The sequence below is a fragment of the Kangiella sediminilitoris genome (genome assembly GCF_001708405.1).
Taxonomy (GTDB): Bacteria; Pseudomonadota; Gammaproteobacteria; order Enterobacterales; family Kangiellaceae; genus Kangiella; species Kangiella sediminilitoris.
Map to the genome: position 1 here is coordinate 942036 of NZ_CP012418.1, position 26688 is coordinate 968723.

Consider the following 26688-nt stretch of genomic DNA (forward strand, 5'->3'; position numbering starts at 1 on the left):
TTTGAGCGATAGGTGAGCTTATGTCGAGTAATGTTGAATCAAACGTGAGACCGCAACCTGATGAAGAACTTGTAGCGATAGCAGAGTATGTCGCTGACTATGTTGTTGATAGCGAAGAAGCAATGGAAACAGCACGATATTGCTTGATGGACACGCTGGGGTGTGGACTATTAGCTTTACGTTATCCCGAATGCACAAAGCACCTTGGCCCAATCGTCCCCAACACTTTGGTTCCCAATGGAGCAAGGGTTCCCGGAACTCAGTTTGAGATGGACCCAATAAAAGCAGCTTTTGATATTGGCTGTATGATCCGTTGGCTGGACTTTAACGATACCTGGCTGGCAGCCGAGTGGGGGCACCCGTCTGATAACCTCGGAGCAATCTTAGCCGTAGCTGATTTTTTAAGTCGGCAGTCGGTTGCAGAAGGACATAAGCCGTTAACCATGCAGGTCGTATTAGAGGCGATGGTTAAGGCTCATGAGATTCAGGGTGTGCTGGCATTAGATAATAGTTTTAATCGCGTTGGACTGGATCATGTGATTTTAGTAAAGGTCGCGTCCACGGCTGTGGTCACTCATATGATGGGTGGGGACAAGGAAGATATTATTGATGCTGTGTCACAGGCTTTTGTTGACGGTCAATCACTTCGTACCTACAGACATTCGCCTAACGCAGGTTCTCGAAAGTCCTGGGCGGCAGGTGATGCCACTTCAAGGGCTGTTCGTCTGGCCATGATCACTTTAACTGGTGAAATGGGGTATCCCGGAGCATTAACCGCTAAACAGTGGGGCTTCTATGACGTTTCCTTTAAAGGTAAACCATTTTCTTTCCAAAGAGACTACGGTAGCTATGTCATGGAAAATATTCTGTTTAAGATTTCCTATCCAGCAGAGTTCCATGGACAAACTGCAGTTGAAGCAGCTACGGAGCTGCATAAAGAAGTCTCAAATAAAATCAAGGATATCGAGCGAATCGAGCTAACTACGCACGAATCAGCAATCCGAATTATTTCGAAGGAAGGTGAGCTTTACAACCCAGCCGATCGAGATCATTGTATTCAATATATGATCGCCTGTGGTTTGTTGTTTGGCGATTTAACTGCAGAACATTATGAAGATGACGTCGCAGCAGATGAGCGTATTGATGAGCTACGAAATAAAATTGAAGTGCAGGAAAATAAGCAATGGTCTGAAGATTATCATGACCCTTCAAAGCGAAGCATCGCCAATGCAGTTCAGGTATTTTTCAAGGATGGTTCTGCTACGGATAAGATCACTGTGGAATATCCGTTAGGACATAGACGCCGCCGGGAAGAGGGTATACCTGTTCTTATCAATAAGTTTAAAAAGAATGTGATGACCCGTTTCCCGAAAAGGCATGCTGACGATATTATTAATCTGCTGATGAACCCTAAACGGTTAAACAATACTCCGGTACATGAATTTATGTCTCTGATGATGATATAAACTTATTAGTTTTCACGGGGAATTGATGGGTTATTTTCTATGCTGGGGTAAACCTTGAGTATTTAAAAACGACATGTATTTAAATTCGAAAAATATTGAAGAGCTGGAAAGGAAGTACCGATTAAATCTGATTAATAGCATTACCGGAATTAAACCGGCCAATTTGATTGGTACTATCTCGGCTGATGGTGTTCAAAACGTCGCAATATTCAGTTCGGTAGTTCACTTAGGAAGTAACCCGCCATTGCTTGGGATGATTGTTCGTCCCGATGATGATGTACCCCGTAATACGTTTGATAATTTACGTGAAACAGGGTGTTATACCATCAACCACATTCCCAAAGAGGTGGTCAAGCAGGCACATTATACCTCTGCAAAGTTCCCTGAGGATGTCTCAGAGTTTGAGCGTTGTGGATTAACATCCTTTTTCATTGATGATTTTAAGGCGCCATTTGTAGAAGAGTCGCCCATCAAAATAGGAATGGAGTTTAAACAGGATATACCGATCGAGCTTAATGGCACACATTTGGTGATTGGGGAGATCAAAATGATATTAGCTCCCGACGATGCTATAGACGAAAGAGGGTATATTGATCTCGAAAGCTTCAATCACGTAGGGATTGCGGGGTTGAATCAATACTATTCTTTTCAGAAGGAAGCTGAGTTTCCCTATGTCAGGCTTAATGAAGTTCCAGAGGATTTATAGGAACTACCGTAATTGACTATCCTTACTGCCACGGCGGTTGATGCTGGAAGCGGCACTCTTTTCCTCTTCCTGCTCTGCCTGACAGGTGATACAGAGACGTACCCCCGGAATGGCCTTGCGGCGAGCTTCTGGGATTTTTTCGTCGCACCATTCGCAATGAGTTAACGACTCACCGGTATGTTGCATTTCACTTCGTGCACGTTCTACAGCGTCTTTAATGGTACTTTCTATCTGTTCTTGAACCGCGCCTTCTCGCGCCCAACCTGAAGCCATAACGAACCTAATTAGAAGTTAATGTGTAATAAGTAACATGCGGTTCATCAATTAAATTTCAAGTGATACCGGGGATTGGTAGCTTACTCTCTGCTGGCTGATAGGGTCGGTAAAACTTAAGCTGTAAGCCAGCAATTTGAGAGGGTTATTAAAGTCATCCGAAGACTTTGGTTGTAGTTCTGGATAGAAGCGGTCATTGAGTATTGGATGCCCAATATGCAACATATGAAGCCGGAGCTGATGCGTTCTTCCAGTAATGGGACTGAGGTTAAAGAAAGCGTGATTGCTTTTAATCCCGGTACACTCAATGATTGATTCGGCTGACCAGCCACCAGACGTACTATCGGTAGCTTCAATGTTTTGAAATAGAAAGTCAGGAGTAGAACGCTTTATGTAATTTTTCACATGCCACTTTTCCCCAGTAACCGGAGTACTGTCATCGGAAATAGTGGCGATTGCCTGATACTGTTTATCAACCTTCCTTTGACTGAACAGCTGATGGTAATGATGCCTGGTAGTGGCATTGGTGGAAAATAAAACTAGACCGGCTGTATCTCGGTCCAGTCGGTGGATGGCCTGTAGTTCCATGTTGCCAGTAATATTTATTAGGCGTTGCTGCAGACATTCATTAACAAAAGCTCCACCGGGCATTATCGGTAAATAATGAGGCTTGTAGGCAATTAAAAAGTCATCATTTTGCTCAATAATTAATTCTTTGAACGGTATTTTAGGTTCTTCAGTAACCTGCCTGTGATAGTAAATTGGTCCGGCTTGATAAGGTGTGGATGAAGAAATAAGCGTGCCATCCGGCTTATAGACCTGTTTATCTTCCATTCGTTGAATCCACTCTTTTTCACTGACGTGTGGAAACTTCTCAACGAGGAAGGCGAGAATGGTCCGGTAACGAACTTCCTGTGGTAGTGAGACCTTGGAGGCCTTTTCAGATTTCGGCACGATAAAAAGTCATAGGCATAAAACAACATCATATCATCTGACAAACATTCTTGATAATTTTGCCCTGCATATTCCTATTTATTACGAGAGTGGGTATGATGCTTTCTGGATTAACAAAGGACTTTATTATGAAAAAAATTATATATTTATTTATTGCAGTTAGCTTTTCTTTTATTTTAACTGCCTGTGGCGAGCCAACTATTGATGCTTCTAGCGAAGAAGCAATGAAAGCTTCAATGGAAGAAGTAACAAAAGATATGACCGAAGCAGAAAAAGCCCAGTTCGGTACGGCAATTATGGCGGTAATGATGAAAATTGCTATGGAAAACATGTCTGACGAGGAAAAAGCTGAAGAAGCTATGAAAGAAGCTTTGGACGGCAAAACTGCGGATGAGATTATAGAGATGAGTAAGCAGTAATTTTTTTACTATCCGTTTTAAGAAAGCGCCTGATGGCGCTTTTTTTATTTAACTTCCCCTGGCCGCTATGACTTGCTAACCACTTCTCGAAGTTGCACCTCCACGTTTAACAAAAAGTATTTATAATGTATAAAAAATTAAAGGCAGATATCGTATTACGTCTCTGTATAAGGTCAATTAAGGAATGAAATAGGACGTTTTAAATGGTCAAAACAATTATCAACAAGGTGAAGTCTAGGAGCGATGTTGTTTTAGTTGAAATGCTTGCAAATAAAATATGGAAAGAGCATTACCCTCCGATTATTGGCAAAGAGCAGGTGAGCTACATGCTCAGGAAGTACCAGACGTCTCTCGCCATACAGCAACAGATTGAGGAGGGTGCTAACTATCATATTTTATTTGAGCAAAGTCACCCAGTTGGTTACTTCAGTTTTCACTATGAAGGCGATGCTGTGTTTTTGAGTAAAATTTATGTAGCTAAAGAAGTTCGAGGACAAGGTTTAGGAAAGAAAGCCCTCGAGTTTATATTGCAGCAGGCGAGAGATAAGTCTGCAAAGGTCATTCGGCTTACAGTTAATAAGTTCAATCTTGCGACAATTGATGCTTATAAAAGATTAGGGTTTACCACCACAGACTCTATTGTTAAAGATATCGGTGGTGGCTTTGTGATGGACGATTATGTCATGGAAAAAGTGGTTTAAAATCTAAACCACTTTTAATTTCGTATTTAGAAGCCTGCGGCTTGTCCATCTTTACGTGACTCTGAGGCCCCACGATAGACGCCTTCCTCATGATCCCTAAGTATCGCTTGGTAGCCGCCAAATCCACCTCTACCAGTTCTGACGTCGTGTCCCTTTTGCTCAAGCTCTCTTAGTACTTGAGAGGATACCCCAGACTCTATTTCTACATAGCCACCATCAGTTAAATATTTTGCCTGACTTTCCGTTGGTTCGGTTGAACCCATGTGCTGCCAGCGAGTGGCATCTCCAGCTTCCTGCAGGTTCATGCCATAATCCGACATATTAACAAGAATCTGTACGTGGCCCTGTGGCTGCATCGCACCGCCCATAACACCAAAGCTCATATGAGGCTTTCCATCTTTTGTAACGAATGCAGGAATAATCGTGTGGAAGGGACGCTTACCAGGTTCATACACGTTAGCGTGAGATTTATCCATAGAGAATAGCTGTCCGCGATCCTGGAAAACAAACCCCAGTCCCGGAACTACGACACCTGACCCCATACCGCGATAATTACTTTGTATCAGGGAAACCATGTTACCTTCCTGATCTGCGGTGGTTAAATAAATCGTATCGCCTTCCGTCAAGTTAGGGTTACCCGCCTGAACGGTTCGAGCTGCTCTATTTTTTATCAGACCAGCTCTTTTCTTGCCATACTCTTCTGAAATTAATTCATCGATTGGTTGTTTACCAAAGTCCAGATCAGCATAAAATTTTGCTCGGTCTTCAAAGGCGAGTTTCTTTGCTTCAATTTGCGTATGCAGGCTTTCTGTTGAGTTATATCCCATTTCTGCTAAATCAAAGTTTTTTAAGATCTGAAGAATTTGTAGGGCGGCAATGCCTTGACCGTTGGGCGGTAACTCCCACAGTGTGTGGCCTTTATATTCAACGCCAAGTGGCTCAACCCAGTTTGATTCATGATCCTTCAAGTCCTCATAGCGCAGATAACCGCCATTTTCTTTCATAAAGGCATCAATCTTTTTTGCTATTTCACCCTGATAAAATGCGTATCGACCATCACGTGCAAGAAGTTTGTAGGTGTTAGCTAACTCTGGATTTTTGAACATTTGTCCTTCTCGCGGGGCTTTCCCATCGATGGTGAAGGTCTCGCTGAATGAGCCTGGTTGAGGACTCAGTCTTGGAACGCTTAAGTTCCAGTAATAGGCAATAAGTTCTGAAACTGGGAATCCGTTTTCAGCATAATCAATCGCTGGTTGCAATACTTTGTCCATGGGCATTTCGCCGAACTTGCGGTGTAACTCAAACCAGCCATCTACCGCACCGGGCACTGAAATGGGTAACATGCCATAGGGAGGCAAGGTATCTCGATCTAACTTATCCAGCTCTTGCTTTAATTTATCGTAGGTCAGGCCTTTGGGAGAGCGTCCAGAAGCATTCAAACCATAGAGGCGTTGCGTTTTTTCATGCCAGATTATCGCATACAAGTCGCCGCCGATACCGCTTCCGGTAGGCTCCATCAGACCAAGGGCTGCATTTGCACCGATAGCGGCATCAATGGCATTACCACCATTTTTCATGATATCTAGTGCGACCTGGGTAGCAAGAGGCTGGCTGGTTGCAGCCATAGCATTGGGTGCGATTACTTCTGAACGTGTTGCGTGCATTTCTCCCGTCACACGGTCAGCTGCGTTGGATAGCGGAATAAAGCTAGCGCTAACGAGTAGCGTTGTAAGAACGTTTTTTATCTTCATCGGACTCCCCATTATTTAAAAGACTTCTCGATAATAAACCCTACGGGTGACAAGTTCAAAGGACAGCTCAAGGGTTAAGATGCATTTTTGCATTATATTGATGGGAAAAGCATCGCATTTTTTTCGCTTCAGCAGGCGCATAATAATTAAAAAAGCGCTGTAATATTAAGGATGATAAAATGTATTTTATTACTAACCGTGCCTTTGACCCTAGTCTTGAAGGGTTTGAAAAGCTAACAAAGCATCCCAATAAAAAAGGTCCTAACGAATTATCGGCGGTTAAAATAACCGGAAACCGAAGCCCCACTATCGAACTACTACAAGATCAGCTCTCAATTGATGAGGTTCGTGCATTAAAGGACGAATTTAAACTGGATATTGACGAGTCTGAGCCGCACTATGCCAGTCTCAGGGTTGCCTGCGATGTTTTTCGTCAAGCCAAAGAGCAGTGCAAAAGCGTCCTCCTTTACGTTCATGGCTACAATAATGATGTAAGGGATATCTACCAGACAGCCAGTGAGCTGGAAACTTTATATGACGTCATAGTGGTTCCCTTTACAAGGCCTGCAAATGGCGGGGGAGCCTTATCCGGCACACTGTCGTATCTGGCGGACAAGCGTGATGCCAGAACATCCGACGATGCCTTGAACAGGGTCGTGGATATTGTAGGGAAATACCACCGGATGCTAACACGCTCCACTCGGAATCGTTTAGAGCATAGAGCAGCGGCTAAGTACCCTGATAATCCTACCAAGCAACGTGAGCATTTGTCGTTATTGTTTGAGCGCTACTGTAATGTCTCAGTAAATATGCTGTGTCACAGTATGGGAAACTATGTCCTTAAGCATGCGCTTAAGAGTTCATTGTCCGAAGCAAGACAGTTAGTGTTTGATAATATCGTGCTGGTGGCGGCTGACACTAATAATGAGTCTCATGAGGAATGGGTCGAAACTCTTCGCTGTAGGAAGTCGGTCTTTATTACCATTAATGCGGACGATTATGCTTTGTCATGGTCTCGCAGGAAGCCGGGCGAAGAGCAAAAGGCGAGGCTGGGTCACTATTTGCGTTCTTTGAATGCGAAGAATGCGCTGTATATAGACTTTACCAACTGTAAGGCAGTAAATCGTAGTCATTCATACTTTGACGGTGATACGGTGAGTCGTAATAAAACGGTCAGGCGCTTCTTTGAAAAGGCTTTTAACGCCAAAACGTTTTACCTTACCTGGATTATCAGGCACACAACAACAGCTATCATCCCAAATAAAGATTATGTTGGACAAAAAACACCATCGGTAGGGCGAATGTCGCTCTACCGTACCCAAACCACAAACTGAAACTATCAGTGCATTCGTTGCATGATTTTCATAGGAATTGTGGTTTCTGCATGATCGCTTAATAAAGTCAGCTCTGGGTGACGGCTGCTCATTAACTCTTTAATATCGGACTCTTCGGCTAGAGTTAAATCAATTAACAATAAATACTTACCTTCATCGACTAAGTGATAAAACTCTTTCAGAGCGTGATTTCTGGATTGAAGGCCAATAAAGCCACCAAGCCAGGTGCCAAAGCCAGTGAATACCGCTAAAGTAGCCAATACGCCAAAGATGCCATAACTGCCACTGAAGGCATCTGTCGCATAGAAGACAATGACCATAGCAATAGAAACCAGAAAACCAATAATAGCTCCTTTACTGGCACCATTTAAAATATCTGTCTTGTACCAGTTATTAGCTGCGTTTAAACCGCGACGAAGGACTCGTCCCTGTTTCTTTGCGATGACATGCAGATGATCGTCGGAGACACCTGAAACTCGAAGATCTTCGTAGGTGTTTTCCAACTCGGCCAAATGATCGGCCTCATAGAGTAAACGTGACATACGAACCTCCTGTATTTGTCATATAGACACCTTAACTATAGCAGAAGCCTTAATGAAAATCTGTGAATTTCGGTCGCTTAAGATAGACAAGTTATAGCTCTAATTCGTAGGTAGTTTATGACCTTGCTAGTTGTCATCAGGCCTGATTGACCACATCAGTGGTTAACCTGTCTGCCTCAATTCTTTGTTGAATTTTGTTACATTTTCCTGACTACCTCTTTTTGCTACTCCTTGCCTATTTAGGACAGACCACGTATAAAAGATCAGTTGCGAGCCTTGATGATTAACAAAATAGGTAACTATATGAAGAAACTAACTTTAGGGGCAGCTCTTGTATCGGCACTTTTAGCCGTTGGCTGTAATGATAGTAGCGATAAAGAGACACAGGTGACTGAAGTCCAAGCTACGGAAACTGAAAGCGCAGAGGTTGCAAAAACTGAAGAAAGCAGTGATGTTGAAAGCAGCAACCCGTTCTTCCAGGATTGGGATACACCGTATGGTATGCCACCATTCGATAAAATTAAGGATGAGCACTATGCTCCGGCTTACGATAAAGCGATAGCTGAAGCCCGGGCGGAAATAGACAGTATAATTAAGAACCCAGAAGAACCAACGTTTGAGAACACTATCGAGGCTTTGGAGTATAGCGGAAGCTTGCTGACTAAAGTATCCAGTGTGTTCTATAACCTGACTTCTGCTAATACCAACCCGGAATTACAAAAAATCCAAAAAGAAATTGGCCCAAAACTTTCATCTTTCCGAGATGATATGAATTTGAATGCTGATTTGTTCAAACGCGTTGAAGCCGTCTACGAAAAGCGTAACGATCTGGGTTTACGTGAAGATCAGATGCGTCTTCTGGAAGAAGCATACAAATCGTTTGTTCGCGGCGGTGCTAAGCTAAACGATGAAGAAAAACAGCAGTTACGTGATTTGAATAAAGAAATGACTGATCTGGCACTGGCTTTTGCAGAGAATGTTCTGGCAGAAACCAATAGCTGGGAATTGGTTATCGATAACGAAGAAGATCTGGCTGGCTTGCCGCAAGGCTTGATTGACGCTGCTGCAGATACAGCTGAGAAGCGTGGCTACGAAGGCAAATGGGTATTCACTACTCACCGCCCAAGTAAAACACCTTTCTTGATGTACTCTACAAACCGTGAGCTACGTGAAAAAATGTACTACGCATACACGCATCGCGGTGACAACAATAATGAGCATGACAACAAAGTAAATGCTGCAAAGCTATCTCAGCTACGAGCCAAGAAAGCTCAATTGCTAGGTTATGACACGCATGCAGATTTCGTTCTTGAAGAGCGTACTGCGCAAAATGCTGAGAACGTCTATAACTTACTGAATCAGGTATGGCCGGCTGCCTTGGAGCAAGCTAAAGCTGAACGCGCTTTAATGCAGGAAATGATCGACAAAGAAGGTGGTGACTTTGACCTACAGGCTTCTGACTGGCGTCATTACGCTGAGAAGATTCGTAATGAGAAATACTCTCTCGACGAAGCGGCGGTAAAGCCTTACTTCTCACTTGAAAGCACATTACAGGGCGTATTCTACACAGCAAACAAGCTGTTCGGCATGAATTTCAAAGAGCGCTTTGATCTACCGAAATACCATGAAGATGTTCGTACTTTCGAAGTCACTGATAACGATGGCGAGTTAATCGGTATCTACCTGACGGACCATTATGTACGTGATGGTAAGCGTGGTGGTGCCTGGATGAACTCTTACCGTAAGCAGTTTGTCACTAAGGACGGTAAGTACGTTAAGCCAGTTATCGTTAACGTATTGAACTATCCTCGTCCAGTGGGCGATGAGCCAACTTTATTGACGTTTGATCAGGCCAGCACTTTGTTCCACGAATTTGGACATGCTGCTCATGGTTTACTGTCTGATGGTGTTTACCCATCACAGACAGGGACCTCTGTACCTCGTGATTTCGTTGAGTTCCCGTCACAGGTTTTGGAAAACTGGATGCTAGAGCCAGAAGTCCTGGCCAAATTTGCTAAGCACTATAAGACTGGTGAAGTTATCCCTCAGGAGATGATTGATAAAATCCAGGCGGCTTCTAAGTTTAACCAGGGCTTTGCTACGACCGAGTATATGGCTGCTGCATTGCTGGATATGGCCTGGCATACGCTTGATGGTAAAGAGTTGAAAGAGGCTAACGCGTTTGAGAAAGCTACGCTGGACGAGTTAGGGCTTATCCCTGAGATTGCTCCTCGCTACCGTTCAACTTACTTTAACCACATTTTCTCAAGTGCCAGCGGTGGTTATTCCGCCGGCTACTACAGCTACATCTGGTCTGAAATTTTCGCTGCAGATGCTTATCAGGCGTTCCGCGAGAATGGAATTTTTGATAAGGAAACCGCGGATAAGTTTGTCGAGTTCATTTTATCTAAAGGTGGCACGCAAGATCCGATAGAGCTTTACAAAAAATTCCGTGGTAAAGAAGCTGATCCTAAGTTCTTAATGATCAGCCGTGGTTTAGTTGATGAAGATGATGTTGAGTAAATCAAGAGAATTTTCAGGTTAAACTAGAAAAATCAAAGCGTCTTTTTCAAGTCGCTTTTGCATCAAAAAAGGGTCACTCTTCGAGTGGCCCTTCTGTTTTTGTGAGCTTTCTCACGATGTTTCGCTACTATCCATTGCATACCTGCATTCTATAAATAAAACTAATCCGAAAGCTTAAAAAATATCCTATGAAAATGTCTTAAAACTGTAATCTAAAGTGCTTATAATTCGTCCTGTAGCAAACACTTACGGTCGAGAAGGTGATGAGCGAATATATCGAGAGCACATTAGTAGCTGTTATTGCGGTAGTCGTACTGTCAGCACTTGTTGTTGCATTATTCTAGTTTCATTTAAAAGTACTTGTTAGTTTAGGTTTATTACCCCAAATATACCTATCGAAGCCCGAACGTTTACCCCCGTTCGGGCTTTATTATATGAGTCATTGTTGGTTACAATCAGGTTAATCCACAGTGACTAAGTATCTGTCTTGTCTGAGACCATTACATTAAAGCCCGTTTTATCCATCAGTGACATTTCTGCTGATGATTGGCGACACTTATTGAACCCTGCAAAACCATCAGAAGCAACAAACCCTTTCATTCAGTACGAATTTCTAAAAGCACTGGAAGACTCTGGCTCCGTATCTGCTGAAAATGGTTGGCAAAGCTGTCATCTCGCCTTTTATAAGGCAGGGGAGCTCATCGCAATTATTCCTAATTATATTAAAGGGCACTCATATGGTGAATATGTCTTTGACTGGACCTGGGCGGAGGCATACGAGCGTAATGGCCAAAAGTATTATCCAAAGGCATTATCAGCCGTTCCGATGACGCCGGTGACCGGCCCTCGAGTTATTACTCACTTGAAGCCAGAGCAGCAAGTGCCCCTGATCGAAGCTGCCATCCAGTGGACTCAGCAAAACCATCTGAGTAGCTGGCATATCAACTTTACCTGTGACAGTGATGACAGTGTTTTTACTGATGAAAGGTTATTGCAGCGCTCTGATATTCAGTTTCATTGGCATAATAATCGATATGAAAGTTTCGAGGAATTCCTAACTTGTCTCAAAGCCAAAAAGCGAAAAAATATTTTGCGTGAAAGACGAGCCTTTGGCACTGGCTCCGATAATTATTCTGACTGGGACTTTGTTTGGTTAGACGGTCACACCGCAAGCAGTGACGATTGGCAGTTATTCTATCGAATGTATCGCAATACCTTTGATAAAAAGGGGGGCTGGGCTCAATTGTCTCAAGGTTTCTTCGAATGCTGTGCTAACGCTTTGCCTGATCAGACGCTGTTGTTATTGGCAAGGCTCAAGGGGGAGCCTGTGGCGGGAGCGTTTTTCATGAAGTCTGATACTGCGTTGTACGGACGTTACTGGGGGTGTTTCGAGGAAGTCGAATTTCTGCACTTTGAAACCTGTTATTATCGCGGGATTGAGTACGCAATAGAGCATGGCTTAAGTGTATTTGAACCGGGAGCGCAAGGTGAACATAAACTGGCTCGTGGCTTTACGCCTGCCTGGACCCGCTCTTTCCACTATATTGAACAGCCCCAGTTTCGAGCCGCTATTGCTAAAGCCATTAGCCAGGAGGCGGAATGGCTTGAGCTAAGGTATGAGCAATACCTCCAGCATTCGCCCTATAAAGCTCAGTGACAACAGAAAAATTCACTGGGAAAGCAGTAAACTGCGTTATAGACTGTAAAGCATATTTATTATCAGTACATAGGAAGTCTTTATGGAATACCAGCTGGATATCATTATCAACAAGCCACTGGCGGAAGTGGTTAAACTAATGGATGACCCTGCAAATTTGAAAAAATGGCAGCCAGAGCTGGTGTCCTTTGAACATATTGGCGGGAAAGAGAGAACGGCGGGACAGAAGTCAAAGATCGTGTATCTGATGGGAAAGAAAGAATGTGAAATGATAGAGACGATAGAATCCCATGACTTGCCTGATTTACTTATTACCAGGTATGAGACAGATGGCGTGGTTAATCGAGTTGAAAATCACTTTAAGGCGGTCGGTGCTGATCAGACTCACTGGATGACCAAGAATCAATTTAAATTCACCAGTATTGGGATGAAGCTGATGGGTTTCTTTATGAAAAAGGCTTTTCCGAAACAGACTATGAACTATATGCAGCGTTTTAAAGATTTCGCTGAAAATACACCATCATAACTAAGAGACATATGAAGAATATCAGTAAAATATTTTTGCAGGGGTTATTCGCTATCCTGCCAATCGTATTAACCATCGCTATTATTGTCTGGCTGGTAACCACTCTGGAAAATTATCTGAGCCAACTATTATTGTTGTTTATGCCAGAAGACATGTACTGGCCCGGACTTGGCCTGATATTAGGCATTGTATTAATTTTTGCTTTGGGGCTGTTCATTAAGTTATATCTGGGTCGCCTGATCATAAGAGGCCTGAATAAACTCATGGAAAGAATCCCGGTGGTCAGGGCGGTGCATAATGCATTGAATGATATGGTGCGGTTTGTGACTGCCTCAGAAAAAGAGGAGTTGCAAAAAACCGTGTTAGTAGAGGTTCAGGAAGGAGCCGAGGTCATTGGCTTTGTCACCAGTCAAAATCTAGAACTTGGAGAGCGCTCAGATTTGATTGCGGTATATATCCCCATGAGCTATCAAATCGGTGGATTTACGCTATTTATGCCGAAGGATAAAGTCAAAGAGCTGGACATACCTCCAAGTAAAGCGATGAAAAAGGTCTTAACAGCGGCTATGGGCAGTGAAAAGCGCCCATTAGAAGAATAGTAGGGATAAAACAGATTTGATAAGGAGGGCCGTCATCTGTAGAATGCGCGGCTCTCTTAGACCATCAGGTCTAATCTTCCCGTTCTGGGGACTAAACTCCGTTTTTAGGTAAAAAGATGATTGATTTGATAGTAAATAAGACCTCGAGTCTTAAGAATGATTTACTATCGGGTTTGACAGTAGCTTTGGCTCTGGTGCCAGAAGCAGTGGCTTTTGCATTTGTAGCAGGGGTTGACCCGTTAGTTGGTTTGTATGCGGCCTTTATGGTTGGTTTGATAACGTCTGTTTTCGGCGGCAGACCAGGCATGATATCTGGTGCTACTGGTGCATTGGCTGTGGTCATGGTCGCTTTAGTGGCGGATCATGGCGTTGAATATTTATTCGCGACCGTTGTATTGATGGGGATAATTCAGATGTTGGCTGGTTGGATGAAGCTGGGTAAGCTGATCCGAATGGTGCCACACCCGGTCATGCTGGGCTTTGTAAACGGTCTGGCAATTGTTATTTTCCTGGCGCAACTAAAACAGTTCGGCGTTCAGGACGAGAATGCAACGGGCTGGCTGGAAGGGACTTTCTTAGAAGGTTCCAGTATCGATGTTGCCTGGTTACAAGGTACTGAGCTTTACATGATGATTGGTTTAGTTCTGCTGACCATGTTTATCATTTATGTACTGCCGAAGCTGACAAAAGCAATTCCCGCCTCGTTGGCAGCTATCCTGGTAGTTTCTGGTCTGGTATTAGGGTTTAACTTAAATACTACAACCGTCGGTGATATTGCTAGTATCGGTGGTGGTTTCCCTGAGTTCCATATTCCTATGGTTCCGCTAAATCTGGAAACTTTGCAAATCATCTTGCCTTACGCCGTAGTGTTAGCGGCCATTGGTTTGATTGAGTCTTTGTTAACCTTACGCCTGATTGATGAGGTAACTGAAACACGCGGACAAGGTAATCGCGAGTGCTTTGCTCAGGGCCTGGCTAACACAGCAACCGGCTTCTTCGGTGGTATGGGTGGTTGTGCCATGATTGGCCAAAGTTTGATTAACGTTAACTCCGGTGGTCGTGGAAGACTGTCTGGGATTGCCGCGGCAATATTCCTGTTGATGTTTATCTTATTTGCATCACAGTGGATTGAACAGATCCCTGTAGCTGCGCTGGTCGGTGTCATGTTTATTGTGGTTATTGGTACCTTCGAGTGGGCCAGTTTCCGTATTATGCGTAAAGTACCACGTCACGATGCCTTTGTTCTGGTAGTTGTTTCAGTTGTAACGGTGGTAACCGATCTTGCAATGGCCGTTTTCGTGGGTGTTATACTGTCGGCTCTTGTTTTCGCCTGGACCAGTGCGAAACGTGTGCGAGTTCGTCGTAGTGAGAAAGATGGCAAAGCATTCTATACCGTTCGTGGGCCACTATTTTTCGGGTCGACTACTCACTTTGCAGAGCAGTTCTCAGCACGTAATGACCTGGATGAAGTCTACATTGATTTCGCCGAATCTCGTGTTTGGGATCATTCAGGTATTGAGGTTATCGATTCGTTAGCCATGCGCTACGAGCGAGCAGGCAAAAAGTTACACCTGCTGCACCTAAGCCCAGACTGTATTAAGCTTCTTAAAAAAGCCGGTAACCTGGTAGAAAAGAATGCTACAGAAGATCCTCGCTACTTTGTTGCCGATGATGAACTTGGTGGTTAATTAACACATATGAATGGCGAGAACCCTTTTGCTGGATTAACACCAGACTTTATCCTGGACGCTATCGAGTCGAGAGGGTTCTATTCTGATGGGCGAGTCCTTGCCCTCAATAGTTATGAAAATAGAGTTTTGCAGATTGGTATAGAGGAGGGTGCTCCTCTAATAGCAAAGTTCTACCGTCCAAACCGCTGGAGCCGGGCACAGATACTTGAAGAGCATGAGTTCTGTTTTGAACTGGTCGAGCAGGAGCTTCCAGTAGTAGCACCAATGATTACAAAAGGGGAAAGTCTTTTTGAGTATAAAGGCTTTTATTGTGCACTTTTTGAAAGAAAGGGCGGCCATGCCCCCGAACTGGATAACTTGGATAACCTTTTTACATTGGGCCGTTTTCTGGGCCGAATTCATAGAGTGGGGCAGGCTAAAGACTATTCTGAAAGGCCCGCGCTAACACCTCAAACCTTCGGGCATGATAGCATCGACTATATCATCGAGAATTCATTGCCGGACGAGGTTCGTATGCCATATGAGTCACTTGCTCGAGATCTTATGGCACTCGTAGACGACCTATGGCAGAAGGCGGGTAGCAAGCGAGCTATTCGCGTTCACGGTGACTGTCATGTTGGTAATATTTTATGGCGTGATGACAACCCTCACTTTGTCGATCTGGACGACTCAAGGATGGCTCCTGCGATTCAGGACATTTGGATGCTACTATCGGGTGAGCGAGATCAGCAGCAAAAGCAACTGATGGAGATTATAGAGGGCTATCAGGAGTTCTGTGACTTTGACGTAAGCGAGCTTCAGCTTATTGAGTGCCTGCGCACACTTAGAATGGTTTATCATAGTGCCTGGCTGGCTCGTCGCTGGCATGACCCCGCTTTTAAACATGCTTTTCCATATTTCGGCAGTGTACAGTACTGGCAGGAGCAAATTCTTGATTTACGGGTTCAATTTGCAGAGTTACAGGAAGCCCCTCTGACCTTGCCTCATTATTAAAAATCAATTTTCTCGGTGAAGTTAGGAACGTCCCGACTGCCGTTTAGTGTAAATTCAGTTTTCCCGTGCTAGTCTAATCAGATGAACAGAGTAGCCATAGTTAACATACAGCAATTATTAGCAGTCATCCTCCTCGCAGTGTTGATAACCAGTTGCGCCAGTACCCCTCGCTCATCATCGCAATCAGGTAGCGCTCCGCATCGAAGCAGCACAGAGGCTCCCAGAGGCAGCGATAAAGGGCTTACTATTGCACAAATTGCTCAGGCCATGGTTGGAGTCAGTTATCGTTACGGTGGTAGTAACCCCGATGAAGGCTTCGACTGCAGTGGTCTGGTTTATTATTCGCATTTAAAAGTCGGAGAAAAGATCCCTCGTGTCTCCTATGCTCAGTTAGCCGCTTCAGAAAATGTTAGTATGAGTGATTTGCAGCCGGGTGATTTGTTGTTTTATAGAATAAATGGAAGTCCTTCTCATGTTGGAATTTATATTGGACAAGGACAGTTTGTTCATGCACCATCCAGCGGCAAGAAAGTTCGTGTCACGTCAATGGCGAACCTTTATTTTAAACCACGTTTTATTCGGGCTGGGCGTCTTTACAGTGACAACTAGACCGACCGAGAAATAATTTGGAGCTGTATGACAGAAGAAGAATTGGCTACCTGGCATCTGTATATCCTTAGATGCAAAGACGGGACGTTGTACACTGGTATTACAAATAATCTGGAGAGACGCTTTGAGGAACATCAGTCAAATGGCCCTCGATGTGCTAAATATCTCCGGGGGCGCCAACCTGTGACGATGATTTATCATACGTCTTTTAAGAACAAGTCGTTGGCACTTAAGGCCGAGATTAAAGTAAAAAAACTAACGGCCAGCCAGAAAAAATTACTGGCTTCAGGACAGTTAGTGATCCACGAAATTGCCGATACTGCATAAATGATAAGCGAAACCAGCCCAGCATTTGATTATGAAGTGATTCGCAGTAACAGGCGGACCTTATCTATTGAAGTGCATCACCAGAAAGTAAAAGTTAGGGCCCCACAGGGTGCTCCTGATGATTGGATTGAGGGTTTTGTTTACCAAAAGGCGAAATGGATAGCGCGCAAACTTTTAGAACAAGCAGATAAGCAAGCAGATCGATTAAAGCTTCAAACCGGTGAGATTATTAGCTTTATAGGCAAGACTCACCGTCTGGTTATAGAAAAGGGGGCAAATCGAATCTCTTTAGACAATGATAAGTTAGTCATTACCAATAGGGAGCCGACGTACGAAACTGTAAAGAAGCAACTTGATCGATGGCTACTGTCGCAAGCTAAGGAGTGGTTGCCTGAGAGGGTAGAAAAAATCGCTGCCAGGTTGGGTTTTTCCTCAAAACTCAAAGGTGTTCGTTTTCGTAAAACCAAAACACAGTGGGGGCACTGTACCCGTCAGGGAATAGTGCAGTTGAATCAATTGATATTACTGACACCTATGTATGTGATCGAATATCTGATTATTCACGAGCTTACACACTTGAAGCATCTCAATCACTCAAAACGCTTCTGGAAGCAGGTAGAATTGAATTGCCCTGATTATTTACGTGCGGAAGATTGGTTAAAGCAACATGGGCACAGCGTTTGGTATTAGAGTAGTTACTTTATTAATGCTGCGAAGCGAGGCCTGAGTTTTTATTTTTGTACAATAATTGGTCAGCTGTACTACACAAAGGCTTAATTTTTTATTACAATCACGTCCGAAATTTGCACTGGATTTACGTTCCAGCCAGCTGAGGAAAATATACTATGTCTACATCTGCTCCAAATGCAGCTGCAAAGCCTATTGTAGTCTGCGCACTTTACAAGTTTGTAACTCTCGAAGATTTTGAAAATATTCGTCAGCCTTTATTAGATGTCATGCTCGAAAATGATGTCAAAGGCACTCTTTTACTCGCTAAAGAAGGTATCAACGGCACGGTTGCCGGTACCAGAGAAGGTATTGATAACCTGCTGGCGTGGCTTAAAAGTGACGAGCGTTTAGCTGAGCTTGACTACAAGGAATCCTTCGATGAATCAATGCCGTTTTACCGCACGAAAGTAAAACTGAAGAAAGAAATTGTAACCATGGGCGTTGAGGGTATTAATCCAAAAGAAGTCGTGGGAACCTACGTTAAGCCAAAAGACTGGAATGAGCTCATTTCTGATCCAGAGGTACTTTTGATTGATACTCGTAATGACTACGAAGTTGGGATCGGTACATTCAAAGGCGCGGTAAATCCTAAAACAGAAACTTTCCGTGAGTTTCCGGACTATGTAAAAGAAAACCTTGATCCGGAAAAACATAAGAAAGTGGCCATGTTCTGTACCGGGGGTATTCGTTGTGAAAAATCGACTGCTTACCTGAAAGAACAGGGTTTTGAAAATGTGTTCCACCTTGAAGGCGGAATTCTGAAGTATCTTGAAGAAGTTGATAAAGAGGAAACCCTTTGGGAAGGCGAGTGTTTTGTTTTTGATAACCGGGTAGCGGTCGATCACGATCTTCAAAAAGGTCAATACGACCAGTGTCATGCATGCCGCATGCCGATTACAGAAGAAGAAATGCAGCATGAAAAATATGAGAAGGGTGTGAGTTGTCCGCATTGTTATGACAGCCAGACTCCAGAGCAACGTCAGCGCTATATCGAACGTGAAAGGCAGGTTCAATTGGCAAAAGCTCGGGGAGAAAAGCACATCGGTTCAGACGTTATTACGTCAATTGCTAAGCGCCGCCAATGGAAAAAGCAGGCTAAGCAACAGCAGGCTGCGCAAACACAGATGAAGGGTGAATAGCTAGACGCTATGTCTCTTTTTATAAGTAAAAATATTTCGCTGGGCGATTATGAAATAGAGCTTCAGGCCATCCGTGCTCAAGGTGCGGGTGGTCAGAATGTTAACAAGGTGGCCTCAGCGATACATCTACGTTTCGATATTCCCCATTCTTCTTTGCCTAAAGACGTTAAGCAACGCCTTCTTGATAGCAACGACTCGCGAATCACTTCAGATGGTGTCTTAATCATTAAAGCTCAAAGCTTCAGAACACAGGATCGCAACCGAGACGATGCCCTGAAACGCTTAAAAAATGCCATTCAACGTTGCTTAAAAGCCCCAAAAAAGCGCATTCCCACAAAGCCTTCAAAAGCAGCTAAACGCAGAAGGCTGGAAAAGAAGAAACAAAATGCCCAGAAAAAATCCTTACGAGGAAAAGTGGATTACTAGTTTCTATAAACCTAGAGACAGTTCACATCATACTTTATAAGAAGTATTTATATTGATTTCGTTAATGTTTGCGCATTAATGTTTTTAACCCTGCTGGAGGTTCCCTGCCTCCAGCTTTTACTATCTGAATCAAATCGTTACACAAACTTAAAATAATTTCCTTGAATCAATAATAGCGAGCGCTATAGTGATTAAGGAGTATTAATATAAAGGAGTTCAGTTATGGCACAACTAAAACGTTCACGCGACAGGGTAATAGCTGGAGTTTGCGGCGGTATTGCAAAGTGGCTCGGTTGGGATGTCACAATGACACGCATACTGTATACACTTCTGACCATTTTTACCGCGTTTGCCGGTGTGATTGTCTATATTATACTCTGGATTGTAATGCCCGAAGAATAACGGTTCGAAATGATAGGAGAAAATGACATGATAAAAGTTGGAGATAAACTTCCAAACGTGACGGTTAAAGTTATGACTGACGATGGTCCAAAGGATATTCAGACCGATGAAATCTTCGCTGATAAGAAGGTCGTGATGTTTGCTGTTCCTGGTGCTTTTACACCGACTTGCTCGGCTGCTCATCTGCCAGGGTTCGTCGTGAATTATGACAAATTAAAAGAAAAAGGTGTGGATACTGTTGCCTGTATGGCGGTTAATGATGCTTTCGTAATGGACGCTTGGGGAAAGTCTCAAAATGCAGACAACATTATGATGGTGGCCGATGGTAATGCTGACTTCTCCGAAGCGCTTGGCTTAGAGATGGATGCTACTGGTTTTGGTATGGGTGTTCGCTCCAAACGTTTTGCTCTGGTTGCAGAAGATGGCAAGGTAACTGAGCTTGAAATCGATGAAAAGGGTTTTGAAAAAAGCTCTGCGGAGAATATCCTAAGTAAGCTGTAAATAAAAAAGCCGCCTTTGCGGCGGCTTTTTTTTATTTCTTGTCACAAACTATGTTTGCTGTTCTTTCAGATCGCTGATTTCCGTAGCATTTTTCGCTCTTTCATTCTCAGCTTCCAGTCGTTTTAGCGTTTCTTCTAAACCGATTTTAGCAATTTGTTCGCGATATTGGGTCGCATAGCTTTTAGCCATACTAACGCCCTCAATAATCACATCGGTCACCAGCCAGCTCTCGTCTGGTTGAACCTTCAGACGATAGTCTATCAAAATAGGCTCACCCTCATTCGGAATGATAGTTGAGCGCACATTCGCTAAATTACCGCTTCTTGAGTATTGCGTGTCATCATAGGTAATAGGCTGACCGTCATAGTTTGCAAGGCCTTTTGCATAGCTGTTTAAAAGTAAACCGATGAACTCATCGATAAACTTCTTACGTTGCTCTTCTGTGGCTTCCATCCAGTAGGTTTTGCCCAAAATTCGCTTAGCCATATACTCACTGTCTACCTCTGGAAGCAGGTAGGTTTTTATCAGTCCTTTGGCGTACTCGGCATCAGTTTTTATTTTCTCTTTATTCTGCATAATCTCCTGACTGATCTTTTTTGTCACTTCTTCTAAGTGTAATTTAGGATCAGCAAAAGCCATGCTTTTAAAGCTCAAAACCAGTAATGTTAATGTTATCAATGCCTTAGGCATAATATTCTTCATGTTTTCCTCTCAAAATAAGGAGCTGTTGTTACACTGTATTTTACCCTCGCTTGTTATCCTAAACAATCTAACTTAACGCTGGCTTAATGATAACTTCGTAACAAGATATTAGATACAACGAGCGGGTTTGGGTAGCCCGGCGATTTTTGTTGCCTGCTTAGCCGGACCGTCAGGAAATAGCAGGTGCAGGTAGATGCTGTTGCCCTTATCGCTGGACCATTCTTTAGCCAGATATTTGACTAGAGGCCTTATCGATGGACTGGTATTAAATTCTTCATAAAACCGTCTGACATACCAAATAACCTGCCAGTGGTCCTCATTCAGCTCTATACCTTCTTCTTCGCTTATGGCCGTAGCTATGTCTTCGTTCCACACGCTAGAGTCGGTAAGGTATCCTTCTTTGTCTCTTGGAAGTGATGCTAAATCTATCTTCATAGCCAGGTCACTGCTTTATCAAATTCTAGAGTAAGCTCTACAAACTTTGGATAGTCGATGGTCTTCCAATTAGAAGACGAATTAACGTAGCCTCTGGATATCAGATCTTCTTCCAGTACGAATCCACTTTGTGAGGATTCTCTTAAACATAGTGAAACTGCGTCTTCTATAAGTAATATATGATCTTCTTCCGACATTGCTGACAGACATTGCTCAAGTTTTTTGGGGTTATTTAAAATAAAAAGTGATTTCATGATCCACCTAAAGCATAAAGACAAAGTCTGAACCGGCAATATGGCCTTTGATAACATCACCAGACGTAATTTTAGCTACTTCTAGCAATTGCTCTTGAGCAATGTTTTGCTTTAGAAGATCGTCTCTGTCGATTAAGACTGTTTCTATCCCATAGAGCTCCATCGCTTTAAATGTTGGGCTATGGCTTTTCATGTGAAGTATATCGGGCTGCTGGTTGTTCAGGAGTTGCCTAATACCGTCCTCAATAAAAATTGCGCTAATTTCCATATCAAAGGCCGCTGCCATCAGCGCGATGTCCAATAACTCACGGCCAGCTTGTGAGCCGTAAGGAGCCTTGTTAAAGATAACACTTAAACGCTTCATTCCGTACCCTTTCTGCGATTAGCCAAAGGTTATTAACCGATCACTTTCAAGCATGGCCTCTGTGAGCTGACCAAGGCCGCTGATTTCATAAGCTGGGTCTACATTATCACCGGTTAGAGCATTACGCTCAGCCTCTGTAGCATTGGTGATACCTCTTTTTAATGCCGCTGTAACACACACGGTTAACTCAAAGTCGTTTTGTATGGCTAATTTAGCCCAAGACTTAGTTAAATTTATTTCATCAGAAGGAGGGCAGTTCAGCCTACTTGCTACCAAAACCCCATCGCCATAGAAAAAAACTCTTTTTATCTCATGCCCTTGTTCTAATAAGGTTTTTGCGAACTGAAGTGCGCTGTATTGACCTTGAGACGAAAATGGGTTTGCAGTGATTAATAATGAAAAGATAGCCACTGGCTAAGCTCCTGGAACCAACTTATGAGTTGGGGCTATTTTAAAGGAAAATGGCTGAAATTGTTAGTTAAGCAGAGGAGGGAAGCCACTTAGCTGGATACTAAGTGGCTGTATGCATATTATTTTATTCCCAAGATGTCCTTTCCTTGATTGAAAACAACGTCTACAGGGATCTGCTTTTGTTCTAATAGCTGTAAATCTTTGGCTAGTTGCTCACTGATAACACCCTGGTTATTTAGTAGCGCTTTACCTGCTTCATAGTCACCATTACCTTGGATAACCAGAATTTTTTCAGACAGGTCATTCATTGCCTGCGTCATTTTATTGAAGTTAACACGATACTCTCCCGTCTCAGGGTTACGCTCAAATGCACCTTTATCCTTGAAATAGTTAAAGCGAACCATGTTTGCTTTGCCGTGAGCACTGCTGGCTCCGAAGCGGACCGAGCGGAAGATTCCAGCGAGGAAGGTCACGTAATTATCCATCAGCTCGCCATCGGCAATCTCACCTTTGTCATACAGCTTGCTGACCATATAAAGGCCTAGAATATCAGCTTTACCTTCTTCCAGAGCAGAAGCTGTCTCTTTTAATGCGCTGCGGACAGTGCCTTTATTATTGATGGTGTTTTTGATGCCCAGACCATGAGCGACTTCGTGGAACATGGTGTTAGCAAAGAACGCATCAAAAGTAATGTGTTGACGCTGATCTTCAGCGATAAGCTCTTCTGCAATTGGCACAAGAATCTTATCGAATTTTGCGCGCATTGCGTTTTTAAGCTGTAGACGGCGAGTACCCTTGGCTAGCTGAACTTTTTCATCATTTGGTAAGTTGATAGCAATTGTTTTCGAGCCCGCATTACTATCGCCGGCATAGAATACAACGTCATAGGCATTGAGATCACTGTCCGTGCCGGGCATTTCCTGCTTATATTTGTCTTCTACTGGTAGGCCTTTTTGCAGTTCAGGAAGGAATGCGGCGAATTTTGATAAACGCTCGCTCCATTCTAAATCTTTAATCAGGACATAAGTAGAAAATGAAGCTCTATAGCCAAACAGCTGATCTTCATAAGTTTCAATAGGGCCAACAACGACCTCAACTGGGTTGTTTTTCATATCCATCCAGGCAAAGTCAGATGGCTGATAGTTGTCAGTAACCAGGGCGTCAGCTCTAAGCTGTAGGTAATTCTTAAAGTCCTCATTTTCAGCCAGTTCCGCTGCCTGCTTTAATAAATCACTGGCTTGAGTTAGTTGCTGTTTGAACTTTACAGAGTAGGGCACTAAGGTCAGGTTGCCTTCTTCATTTCTCTCGACGAAAGAATATAAGCCTTTTTTTCCTTCCTGATCCCAAGCCTCGAACTCTGCTACCGTCATATCTTCCGGATAGAATTGAGCGCCCTTAGGCTTTTGGTCGTAGGAGTCAATAAATGGCTCGTTACCATCCAGACGATCCCATGGGCCATAGTTTATCTCAGCAAATTTTTTCACTTTAGGGTCTTCTATGGATGACAGCAGTTCTTCTTTATCACCATAAGACTGGTACCAGAACAGGTTATCCATAATTTTACCAGTCTCTATCAATAGGCCAATCATCTGCTTCTGGTTATCAGACAGGTGGCTCAAATCGCTGGTGAGAGTAAATGGGGCATAAATATCGAAACGGGAATATTCAGAAGAGCCTTCTGTTGTTTGTTCTTGCTGTGTTTCAGTCTGTTCTTTAGTAGTCTCTGCCTCGACTTGCTCAACTTTTTGCTCTGAAACTTCTTCTTTGGATGTAGTTTCCTGCTGTTCTGAACAGCCGCCAAGAGCTAACAACACTGATAAGCTGATAGCACAAAGCGTGGATTTTTGTGTAAATAATTTCATATACTTTTCCTGTTACTGATAGTTAACCAGTTGATGTTGTTATATCCGCTGAGTGTAGCAATGCTACTACCAATCAAACTGAATCTGCCTATGCAAAAGGCAGTTCCATTAAAAGCGGCTGAATACGTATTTTTCGCGCTTAACCTGTTTTACGCCAAAGTTTTTCTCTTGCAACATATTGAACACCTCATCAACCATATTAGGGTTGCCGCAAAGATAAGCCATGTCAGTTTCAGGGTTTGGATTAAGTTCAGCTAGTTTTGTTTGAACGTATCCCGAAACACAGCCTTCTTTATCTTCTCGGCTTAGGCATGGGTGGAAGTGCACATGGTCCAGCTTTGCGACCTCATTGAAGTCATCCAGATAAAACATGTCTTCGTAATATTGTGCACCAAATAATATGTGGAACTCCGTATCAGGACGTGCCTTGATTTGCTCAATCATGCAGCGGTATGGAGCTACTCCCGTGCCAGTACCAACCAGAAAGACTCTCTGCGGTAATTCTTCCAGTAAACACAACAGACCGAAGGGACCAGTCATCTCCATGGTCATGCCGGGCTCAGCATTGAAGAATAACTCTGAAGCTTTGCCACCGTCAACGTAAGCGATCACAAACTCAATATGAGTAACGCCATCCGTGTTTTTTTCCATATTAGAAATGGAATAACTGCGCTTGATAGGGCGATCGTCATCTGAGGGCAGCATGAATGAGACAAACTGGCCGGGTTTATAACTGATGGTTTTCGGGTCGTCCAGTTTAAAAACCAGTTTACGGACTTTAGGGGTGATAATCTCGTTACTTTCTAAGCTAACCTGGAAGCTCGGAAGTGGCATGAATGAACCTATTTCTGTCGATGTTTAATTTTGAAACTCATTATATAAGACAGTGAATAAAGATCTAGGTATAAACTATCGAGTTGATAATGCCATATTATTCAAAATGATTCAGTTTTGGTTCATTTCACTTTTGCTTTACTGGTATCTAAGCTCCCCAGAGGCTATTAAATAGTGATTCGTTGGGGTCGGATAATAAAGTCTTAGGAGAATATGATGCAAAAAGCCACGACCAAATTTTCTGCGATATCGGCTGCTGTGTTGTTGGGTTTATTGGGCTCGACAGCGTTAAATGCAAACGATCTGGCCGCAGAGCAGACAGTTGCTACTGAAGTTAGCTCAAAAGCTACTACAGCTATTGCGAAGCGTGCAAAGACCACAACGGTAGTCAATTCAAAAGTCGATACACAGCCGCTGAAGGGTGAGCCAGTTTCTTTACAGCGCCAAAATACCTATATCAGTCAAAAGTCTGATGCCAATCTCGAAGAAGAGCTCAAGGCGTTTCAGGCTCTTGATTTAAAGGCCGTTCCTAATAAAACCCGAGCTGAAATGAAAAAGCTAAGAGAAGACAATGGCTTACCAAAGTCTTCAAATAGCACTTCAAAAGCAGCTATGGGACACTTATATCTCTATGATGCTTCTGTATTGCTATATGGAGATGATGACGGCGATGGTTATTATAGCCAGTTAAGGGTCGATTTCGATGCGGATGCTGCCGACGATTACTATTACGATGTATACGCTGAGTTATTTATTCGCCGGATTGGTGAATCCCAGTGGACACATTATTACACTACTGATGTGTTCGAAATTCACTACGATGACAGTAGTGATGAATACAGCGTGACAACCCGTTTAAACACTGGTTTCCCACCGGATGAATATGAGGTTCTAATCGATTTATTTGAGTATGGCTATTCAGATATCGTGGATACACTAGGTCCCTTCGATGACTACGATTTAACAAACCTCTACCTTGAAGATAAAACTTATGAATCAATTGGCGGTGGTAGCGATACCTACGTTGATAATGTCAAAACTGAAATCTTCACTGACGCTGACGGTGATGGTTTCTATCGAGAGTTCACTTTAACGTTTGATATTGATACTGAGAGTACTGCTGACAGAGACGTCTACGTTAATCTATATCAGAGAAGGAATGGTGGTGAATGGTATTTTGAAACAGAGTCTGATGTCTTTACCGTTTACGGCTATAGCTCTGAGGATGCCTATGAAATCAGTGGTAACTGGCAATCAGGATACCCTACGGGCTATTACGACTTCCGTCTCGAAGTGATTGATGCAGCTACTGGTGAAGTACTGGATGATGTATCACCAGAGTTTTCACCACTACTTCAGGTACCGCTTGAGGACGCTGATGATGACACCCGTACATCAACGTCTAACCCTCCGAGTTCAACGACCAGCTCGGGACATGGCGGTGGTGGTAGCACAAGCTTGCTGACACTTGGTCTTTTAGCAGTGCTCGGTGCCTGGAGAAGAAAACTAAAGTGTTAACCACTACACAAATCTAAAAGATTCGTGTAACCTTGCTGAT

The 26688-nt window shown here is 43.3% G+C and carries 30 protein-coding genes; 19 read left to right on the forward strand and 11 right to left on the reverse strand.

Annotation, left to right across the window (positions count from 1 at the left end; genetic code table 11):
• Positions 1–20 precede the first annotated feature (20 nt).
• Together KS2013_RS04420 and KS2013_RS04425 are read left to right on the forward strand one after the other, a co-directional pair.
• The gene (locus KS2013_RS04420) at positions 21–1466 is read left to right on the forward strand and encodes a bifunctional 2-methylcitrate dehydratase/aconitate hydratase (protein WP_068990308.1); all 1446 of its coding nucleotides are present in this window, start codon (positions 21–23) and stop codon (positions 1464–1466) included.
• 73 nt (positions 1467–1539) lie between these two features.
• A complete protein-coding gene (locus tag KS2013_RS04425; RefSeq protein ID WP_068990310.1) occupies positions 1540–2172 on the forward strand; it encodes a flavin reductase family protein in 633 nt (210 codons plus the stop codon).
• A gap of 3 nt (positions 2173–2175) precedes the next feature.
• Here the strand turns inward: KS2013_RS04425 and KS2013_RS04430 are convergent, their stop codons facing one another.
• Together KS2013_RS04430 and KS2013_RS04435 are read right to left on the reverse strand one after the other, a co-directional pair.
• Complete coding sequence (locus KS2013_RS04430; protein WP_068990313.1) at positions 2176–2445, reverse strand: DksA/TraR family C4-type zinc finger protein; 270 nt, start codon at positions 2443–2445, stop codon at positions 2176–2178.
• 51 nt (positions 2446–2496) lie between these two features.
• Entirely contained in the window at positions 2497–3399 is a 903-nt protein-coding gene (locus tag KS2013_RS04435) for a pseudouridine synthase (RefSeq protein WP_068990318.1), read from the reverse strand.
• Positions 3400–3527: 128 nt separating this feature from the next.
• On the opposite strand from KS2013_RS04435, the gene KS2013_RS04440 reads away from it, so the two are divergent.
• Together KS2013_RS04440 and KS2013_RS04445 are read left to right on the forward strand one after the other, a co-directional pair.
• The gene (locus KS2013_RS04440; protein WP_228703738.1) at positions 3528–3818 is read left to right on the forward strand and encodes a DUF6694 family lipoprotein; all 291 of its coding nucleotides are present in this window, start codon (positions 3528–3530) and stop codon (positions 3816–3818) included.
• 203 nt (positions 3819–4021) lie between these two features.
• Entirely contained in the window at positions 4022–4519 is a 498-nt protein-coding gene (locus KS2013_RS04445; RefSeq protein WP_068990324.1) for a GNAT family N-acetyltransferase, read from the forward strand.
• A gap of 26 nt (positions 4520–4545) precedes the next feature.
• Here KS2013_RS04445 and ggt read toward each other — a convergent pair whose 3' ends face one another.
• Positions 4546–6270: a gamma-glutamyltransferase gene (gene ggt, locus KS2013_RS04450; RefSeq protein WP_156768964.1), complete on the reverse strand. Its 1725-nt coding sequence runs from the start codon at positions 6268–6270 to the stop codon at positions 4546–4548.
• A gap of 179 nt (positions 6271–6449) precedes the next feature.
• Here ggt and KS2013_RS04455 point away from each other — a divergent pair, with 179 nt between their 5' ends.
• Positions 6450–7604, forward strand: coding sequence for an alpha/beta hydrolase (locus KS2013_RS04455; RefSeq protein WP_068990327.1), 1155 nt, complete (start codon positions 6450–6452; stop codon positions 7602–7604).
• A 5-nt stretch (positions 7605–7609) separates the two neighbouring features.
• Here the strand turns inward: KS2013_RS04455 and KS2013_RS04460 are convergent, their stop codons facing one another.
• On the reverse strand, positions 7610–8146 hold the full coding sequence (locus KS2013_RS04460) for a hypothetical protein (RefSeq protein WP_068990331.1): 537 nt from the start codon (positions 8144–8146) through the stop codon (positions 7610–7612).
• Positions 8147–8449: 303 nt separating this feature from the next.
• Here KS2013_RS04460 and KS2013_RS04465 point away from each other — a divergent pair, with 303 nt between their 5' ends.
• The 13 genes from KS2013_RS04465 to KS2013_RS04525 all read left to right on the forward strand — a co-directional run bounded on the left by KS2013_RS04465 (position 8450) and on the right by KS2013_RS04525 (position 20268).
• The gene (locus KS2013_RS04465) at positions 8450–10669 is read left to right on the forward strand and encodes a M3 family metallopeptidase (RefSeq protein ID WP_068994396.1); all 2220 of its coding nucleotides are present in this window, start codon (positions 8450–8452) and stop codon (positions 10667–10669) included.
• 487 nt (positions 10670–11156) lie between these two features.
• Positions 11157–12326 carry a GNAT family N-acetyltransferase gene (locus KS2013_RS04470; RefSeq protein WP_083217783.1) on the forward strand — a complete coding sequence of 390 codons (1170 nt, stop codon included), beginning with the start codon at positions 11157–11159 and terminating at the stop codon, positions 12324–12326.
• Positions 12327–12408: 82 nt separating this feature from the next.
• Entirely contained in the window at positions 12409–12852 is a 444-nt protein-coding gene (locus KS2013_RS04475) for an SRPBCC family protein (protein WP_068990334.1), read from the forward strand.
• An 11-nt stretch (positions 12853–12863) separates the two neighbouring features.
• Entirely contained in the window at positions 12864–13451 is a 588-nt protein-coding gene (locus KS2013_RS04480; RefSeq protein ID WP_068990337.1) for a DUF502 domain-containing protein, read from the forward strand.
• A gap of 116 nt (positions 13452–13567) precedes the next feature.
• Positions 13568–15139 carry a SulP family inorganic anion transporter gene (locus KS2013_RS04485; protein ID WP_068990340.1) on the forward strand — a complete coding sequence of 524 codons (1572 nt, stop codon included), beginning with the start codon at positions 13568–13570 and terminating at the stop codon, positions 15137–15139.
• A gap of 9 nt (positions 15140–15148) precedes the next feature.
• On the forward strand, positions 15149–16135 hold the full coding sequence (locus tag KS2013_RS04490) for a serine/threonine protein kinase (protein ID WP_068990343.1): 987 nt from the start codon (positions 15149–15151) through the stop codon (positions 16133–16135).
• Between the two features lie 81 nt (positions 16136–16216).
• Positions 16217–16744 carry a C40 family peptidase gene (locus KS2013_RS04495; RefSeq protein WP_068990346.1) on the forward strand — a complete coding sequence of 176 codons (528 nt, stop codon included), beginning with the start codon at positions 16217–16219 and terminating at the stop codon, positions 16742–16744.
• Positions 16745–16771: 27 nt separating this feature from the next.
• Positions 16772–17071 (forward strand): GIY-YIG nuclease family protein, encoded by a 300-nt coding sequence (locus KS2013_RS04500; RefSeq protein WP_068990350.1) that lies wholly within the window; start codon positions 16772–16774, stop codon positions 17069–17071.
• On the forward strand, positions 17072–17761 hold the full coding sequence (locus KS2013_RS04505) for a M48 family metallopeptidase (protein ID WP_068990353.1): 690 nt from the start codon (positions 17072–17074) through the stop codon (positions 17759–17761).
• A 155-nt stretch (positions 17762–17916) separates the two neighbouring features.
• Positions 17917–18939: an oxygen-dependent tRNA uridine(34) hydroxylase TrhO gene (gene trhO, locus KS2013_RS04510; protein ID WP_068990357.1), complete on the forward strand. Its 1023-nt coding sequence runs from the start codon at positions 17917–17919 to the stop codon at positions 18937–18939.
• 9 nt (positions 18940–18948) lie between these two features.
• Positions 18949–19365 carry an alternative ribosome rescue aminoacyl-tRNA hydrolase ArfB gene (gene arfB, locus KS2013_RS04515; protein WP_068990360.1) on the forward strand — a complete coding sequence of 139 codons (417 nt, stop codon included), beginning with the start codon at positions 18949–18951 and terminating at the stop codon, positions 19363–19365.
• 222 nt (positions 19366–19587) lie between these two features.
• The gene (locus KS2013_RS04520) at positions 19588–19767 is read left to right on the forward strand and encodes a PspC domain-containing protein (protein ID WP_068990363.1); all 180 of its coding nucleotides are present in this window, start codon (positions 19588–19590) and stop codon (positions 19765–19767) included.
• A gap of 27 nt (positions 19768–19794) precedes the next feature.
• Positions 19795–20268, forward strand: coding sequence for a peroxiredoxin (locus KS2013_RS04525; protein ID WP_068990368.1), 474 nt, complete (start codon positions 19795–19797; stop codon positions 20266–20268).
• 48 nt (positions 20269–20316) lie between these two features.
• Here the strand turns inward: KS2013_RS04525 and KS2013_RS04530 are convergent, their stop codons facing one another.
• From KS2013_RS04530 to KS2013_RS04560, 7 genes are all read right to left on the reverse strand, one after another.
• The gene (locus tag KS2013_RS04530) at positions 20317–20970 is read right to left on the reverse strand and encodes an MlaC/ttg2D family ABC transporter substrate-binding protein (protein WP_068990371.1); all 654 of its coding nucleotides are present in this window, start codon (positions 20968–20970) and stop codon (positions 20317–20319) included.
• A gap of 108 nt (positions 20971–21078) precedes the next feature.
• A complete protein-coding gene (locus tag KS2013_RS04535; RefSeq protein WP_068990374.1) occupies positions 21079–21405 on the reverse strand; it encodes a TusE/DsrC/DsvC family sulfur relay protein in 327 nt (108 codons plus the stop codon).
• Entirely contained in the window at positions 21402–21659 is a 258-nt protein-coding gene (gene tusB, locus KS2013_RS04540; protein ID WP_068990377.1) for a sulfurtransferase complex subunit TusB, read from the reverse strand. The genes KS2013_RS04535 and tusB overlap by 4 nt, the downstream gene beginning before the upstream one ends.
• Before the next feature lie 7 nt (positions 21660–21666).
• The gene (gene tusC / locus KS2013_RS04545; protein ID WP_068990380.1) at positions 21667–22023 is read right to left on the reverse strand and encodes a sulfurtransferase complex subunit TusC; all 357 of its coding nucleotides are present in this window, start codon (positions 22021–22023) and stop codon (positions 21667–21669) included.
• Positions 22024–22041: 18 nt separating this feature from the next.
• Positions 22042–22434 carry a sulfurtransferase complex subunit TusD gene (gene tusD / locus KS2013_RS04550; RefSeq protein WP_083217784.1) on the reverse strand — a complete coding sequence of 131 codons (393 nt, stop codon included), beginning with the start codon at positions 22432–22434 and terminating at the stop codon, positions 22042–22044.
• Between the two features lie 119 nt (positions 22435–22553).
• Positions 22554–24296 carry a dipeptidyl-peptidase 3 family protein gene (locus KS2013_RS04555; protein WP_068990384.1) on the reverse strand — a complete coding sequence of 581 codons (1743 nt, stop codon included), beginning with the start codon at positions 24294–24296 and terminating at the stop codon, positions 22554–22556.
• A 108-nt stretch (positions 24297–24404) separates the two neighbouring features.
• On the reverse strand, positions 24405–25130 hold the full coding sequence (locus KS2013_RS04560) for an FAD-binding oxidoreductase (protein ID WP_068990386.1): 726 nt from the start codon (positions 25128–25130) through the stop codon (positions 24405–24407).
• Between the two features lie 213 nt (positions 25131–25343).
• On the opposite strand from KS2013_RS04560, the gene KS2013_RS04565 reads away from it, so the two are divergent.
• Positions 25344–26648 carry a choice-of-anchor H family protein gene (locus KS2013_RS04565; RefSeq protein WP_156768965.1) on the forward strand — a complete coding sequence of 435 codons (1305 nt, stop codon included), beginning with the start codon at positions 25344–25346 and terminating at the stop codon, positions 26646–26648.
• The last annotated feature ends 40 nt before the right edge of the window (positions 26649–26688 follow it).

Excerpts from the sequence above, each read along its gene's own strand:
- arfB (WP_068990360.1), top strand. The coding sequence starts at position 18,949 with ATGTCTCTTTTTATAAGTAAAAATATTTCGCTGGGCGATTATGAAATA.
- tusC (WP_068990380.1), bottom strand. The coding sequence starts at position 22,023 with ATGAAGCGTTTAAGTGTTATCTTTAACAAGGCTCCTTACGGCTCACAA.
- KS2013_RS04505 (WP_068990353.1), top strand. The coding sequence starts at position 17,072 with ATGATAAGCGAAACCAGCCCAGCATTTGATTATGAAGTGATTCGCAGT.
- KS2013_RS04535 (WP_068990374.1), bottom strand. The coding sequence starts at position 21,405 with ATGAAGATAGATTTAGCATCACTTCCAAGAGACAAAGAAGGATACCTT.
- trhO (WP_068990357.1), top strand. The coding sequence starts at position 17,917 with ATGTCTACATCTGCTCCAAATGCAGCTGCAAAGCCTATTGTAGTCTGC.
- KS2013_RS04490 (WP_068990343.1), top strand. The coding sequence starts at position 15,149 with ATGAATGGCGAGAACCCTTTTGCTGGATTAACACCAGACTTTATCCTG.
- KS2013_RS04555 (WP_068990384.1), bottom strand. The coding sequence starts at position 24,296 with ATGAAATTATTTACACAAAAATCCACGCTTTGTGCTATCAGCTTATCA.
- KS2013_RS04480 (WP_068990337.1), top strand. The coding sequence starts at position 12,864 with ATGAAGAATATCAGTAAAATATTTTTGCAGGGGTTATTCGCTATCCTG.
- KS2013_RS04425 (WP_068990310.1), top strand. The coding sequence starts at position 1,540 with ATGTATTTAAATTCGAAAAATATTGAAGAGCTGGAAAGGAAGTACCGA.
- ggt (WP_156768964.1), bottom strand. The coding sequence starts at position 6,270 with ATGAAGATAAAAAACGTTCTTACAACGCTACTCGTTAGCGCTAGCTTT.
- KS2013_RS04560 (WP_068990386.1), bottom strand. The coding sequence starts at position 25,130 with ATGCCACTTCCGAGCTTCCAGGTTAGCTTAGAAAGTAACGAGATTATC.
- KS2013_RS04475 (WP_068990334.1), top strand. The coding sequence starts at position 12,409 with ATGGAATACCAGCTGGATATCATTATCAACAAGCCACTGGCGGAAGTG.
- KS2013_RS04500 (WP_068990350.1), top strand. The coding sequence starts at position 16,772 with ATGACAGAAGAAGAATTGGCTACCTGGCATCTGTATATCCTTAGATGC.
- KS2013_RS04520 (WP_068990363.1), top strand. The coding sequence starts at position 19,588 with ATGGCACAACTAAAACGTTCACGCGACAGGGTAATAGCTGGAGTTTGC.
- KS2013_RS04565 (WP_156768965.1), top strand. The coding sequence starts at position 25,344 with ATGATGCAAAAAGCCACGACCAAATTTTCTGCGATATCGGCTGCTGTG.
- KS2013_RS04430 (WP_068990313.1), bottom strand. The coding sequence starts at position 2,445 with ATGGCTTCAGGTTGGGCGCGAGAAGGCGCGGTTCAAGAACAGATAGAA.
- KS2013_RS04445 (WP_068990324.1), top strand. The coding sequence starts at position 4,022 with ATGGTCAAAACAATTATCAACAAGGTGAAGTCTAGGAGCGATGTTGTT.
- KS2013_RS04530 (WP_068990371.1), bottom strand. The coding sequence starts at position 20,970 with ATGAAGAATATTATGCCTAAGGCATTGATAACATTAACATTACTGGTT.
- KS2013_RS04465 (WP_068994396.1), top strand. The coding sequence starts at position 8,450 with ATGAAGAAACTAACTTTAGGGGCAGCTCTTGTATCGGCACTTTTAGCC.
- KS2013_RS04440 (WP_228703738.1), top strand. The coding sequence starts at position 3,528 with ATGAAAAAAATTATATATTTATTTATTGCAGTTAGCTTTTCTTTTATT.
- KS2013_RS04420 (WP_068990308.1), top strand. The coding sequence starts at position 21 with ATGTCGAGTAATGTTGAATCAAACGTGAGACCGCAACCTGATGAAGAA.
- KS2013_RS04495 (WP_068990346.1), top strand. The coding sequence starts at position 16,217 with ATGAACAGAGTAGCCATAGTTAACATACAGCAATTATTAGCAGTCATC.
- tusB (WP_068990377.1), bottom strand. The coding sequence starts at position 21,659 with ATGAAATCACTTTTTATTTTAAATAACCCCAAAAAACTTGAGCAATGT.
- KS2013_RS04485 (WP_068990340.1), top strand. The coding sequence starts at position 13,568 with ATGATTGATTTGATAGTAAATAAGACCTCGAGTCTTAAGAATGATTTA.
- KS2013_RS04460 (WP_068990331.1), bottom strand. The coding sequence starts at position 8,146 with ATGTCACGTTTACTCTATGAGGCCGATCATTTGGCCGAGTTGGAAAAC.
- KS2013_RS04525 (WP_068990368.1), top strand. The coding sequence starts at position 19,795 with ATGATAAAAGTTGGAGATAAACTTCCAAACGTGACGGTTAAAGTTATG.
- KS2013_RS04455 (WP_068990327.1), top strand. The coding sequence starts at position 6,450 with ATGTATTTTATTACTAACCGTGCCTTTGACCCTAGTCTTGAAGGGTTT.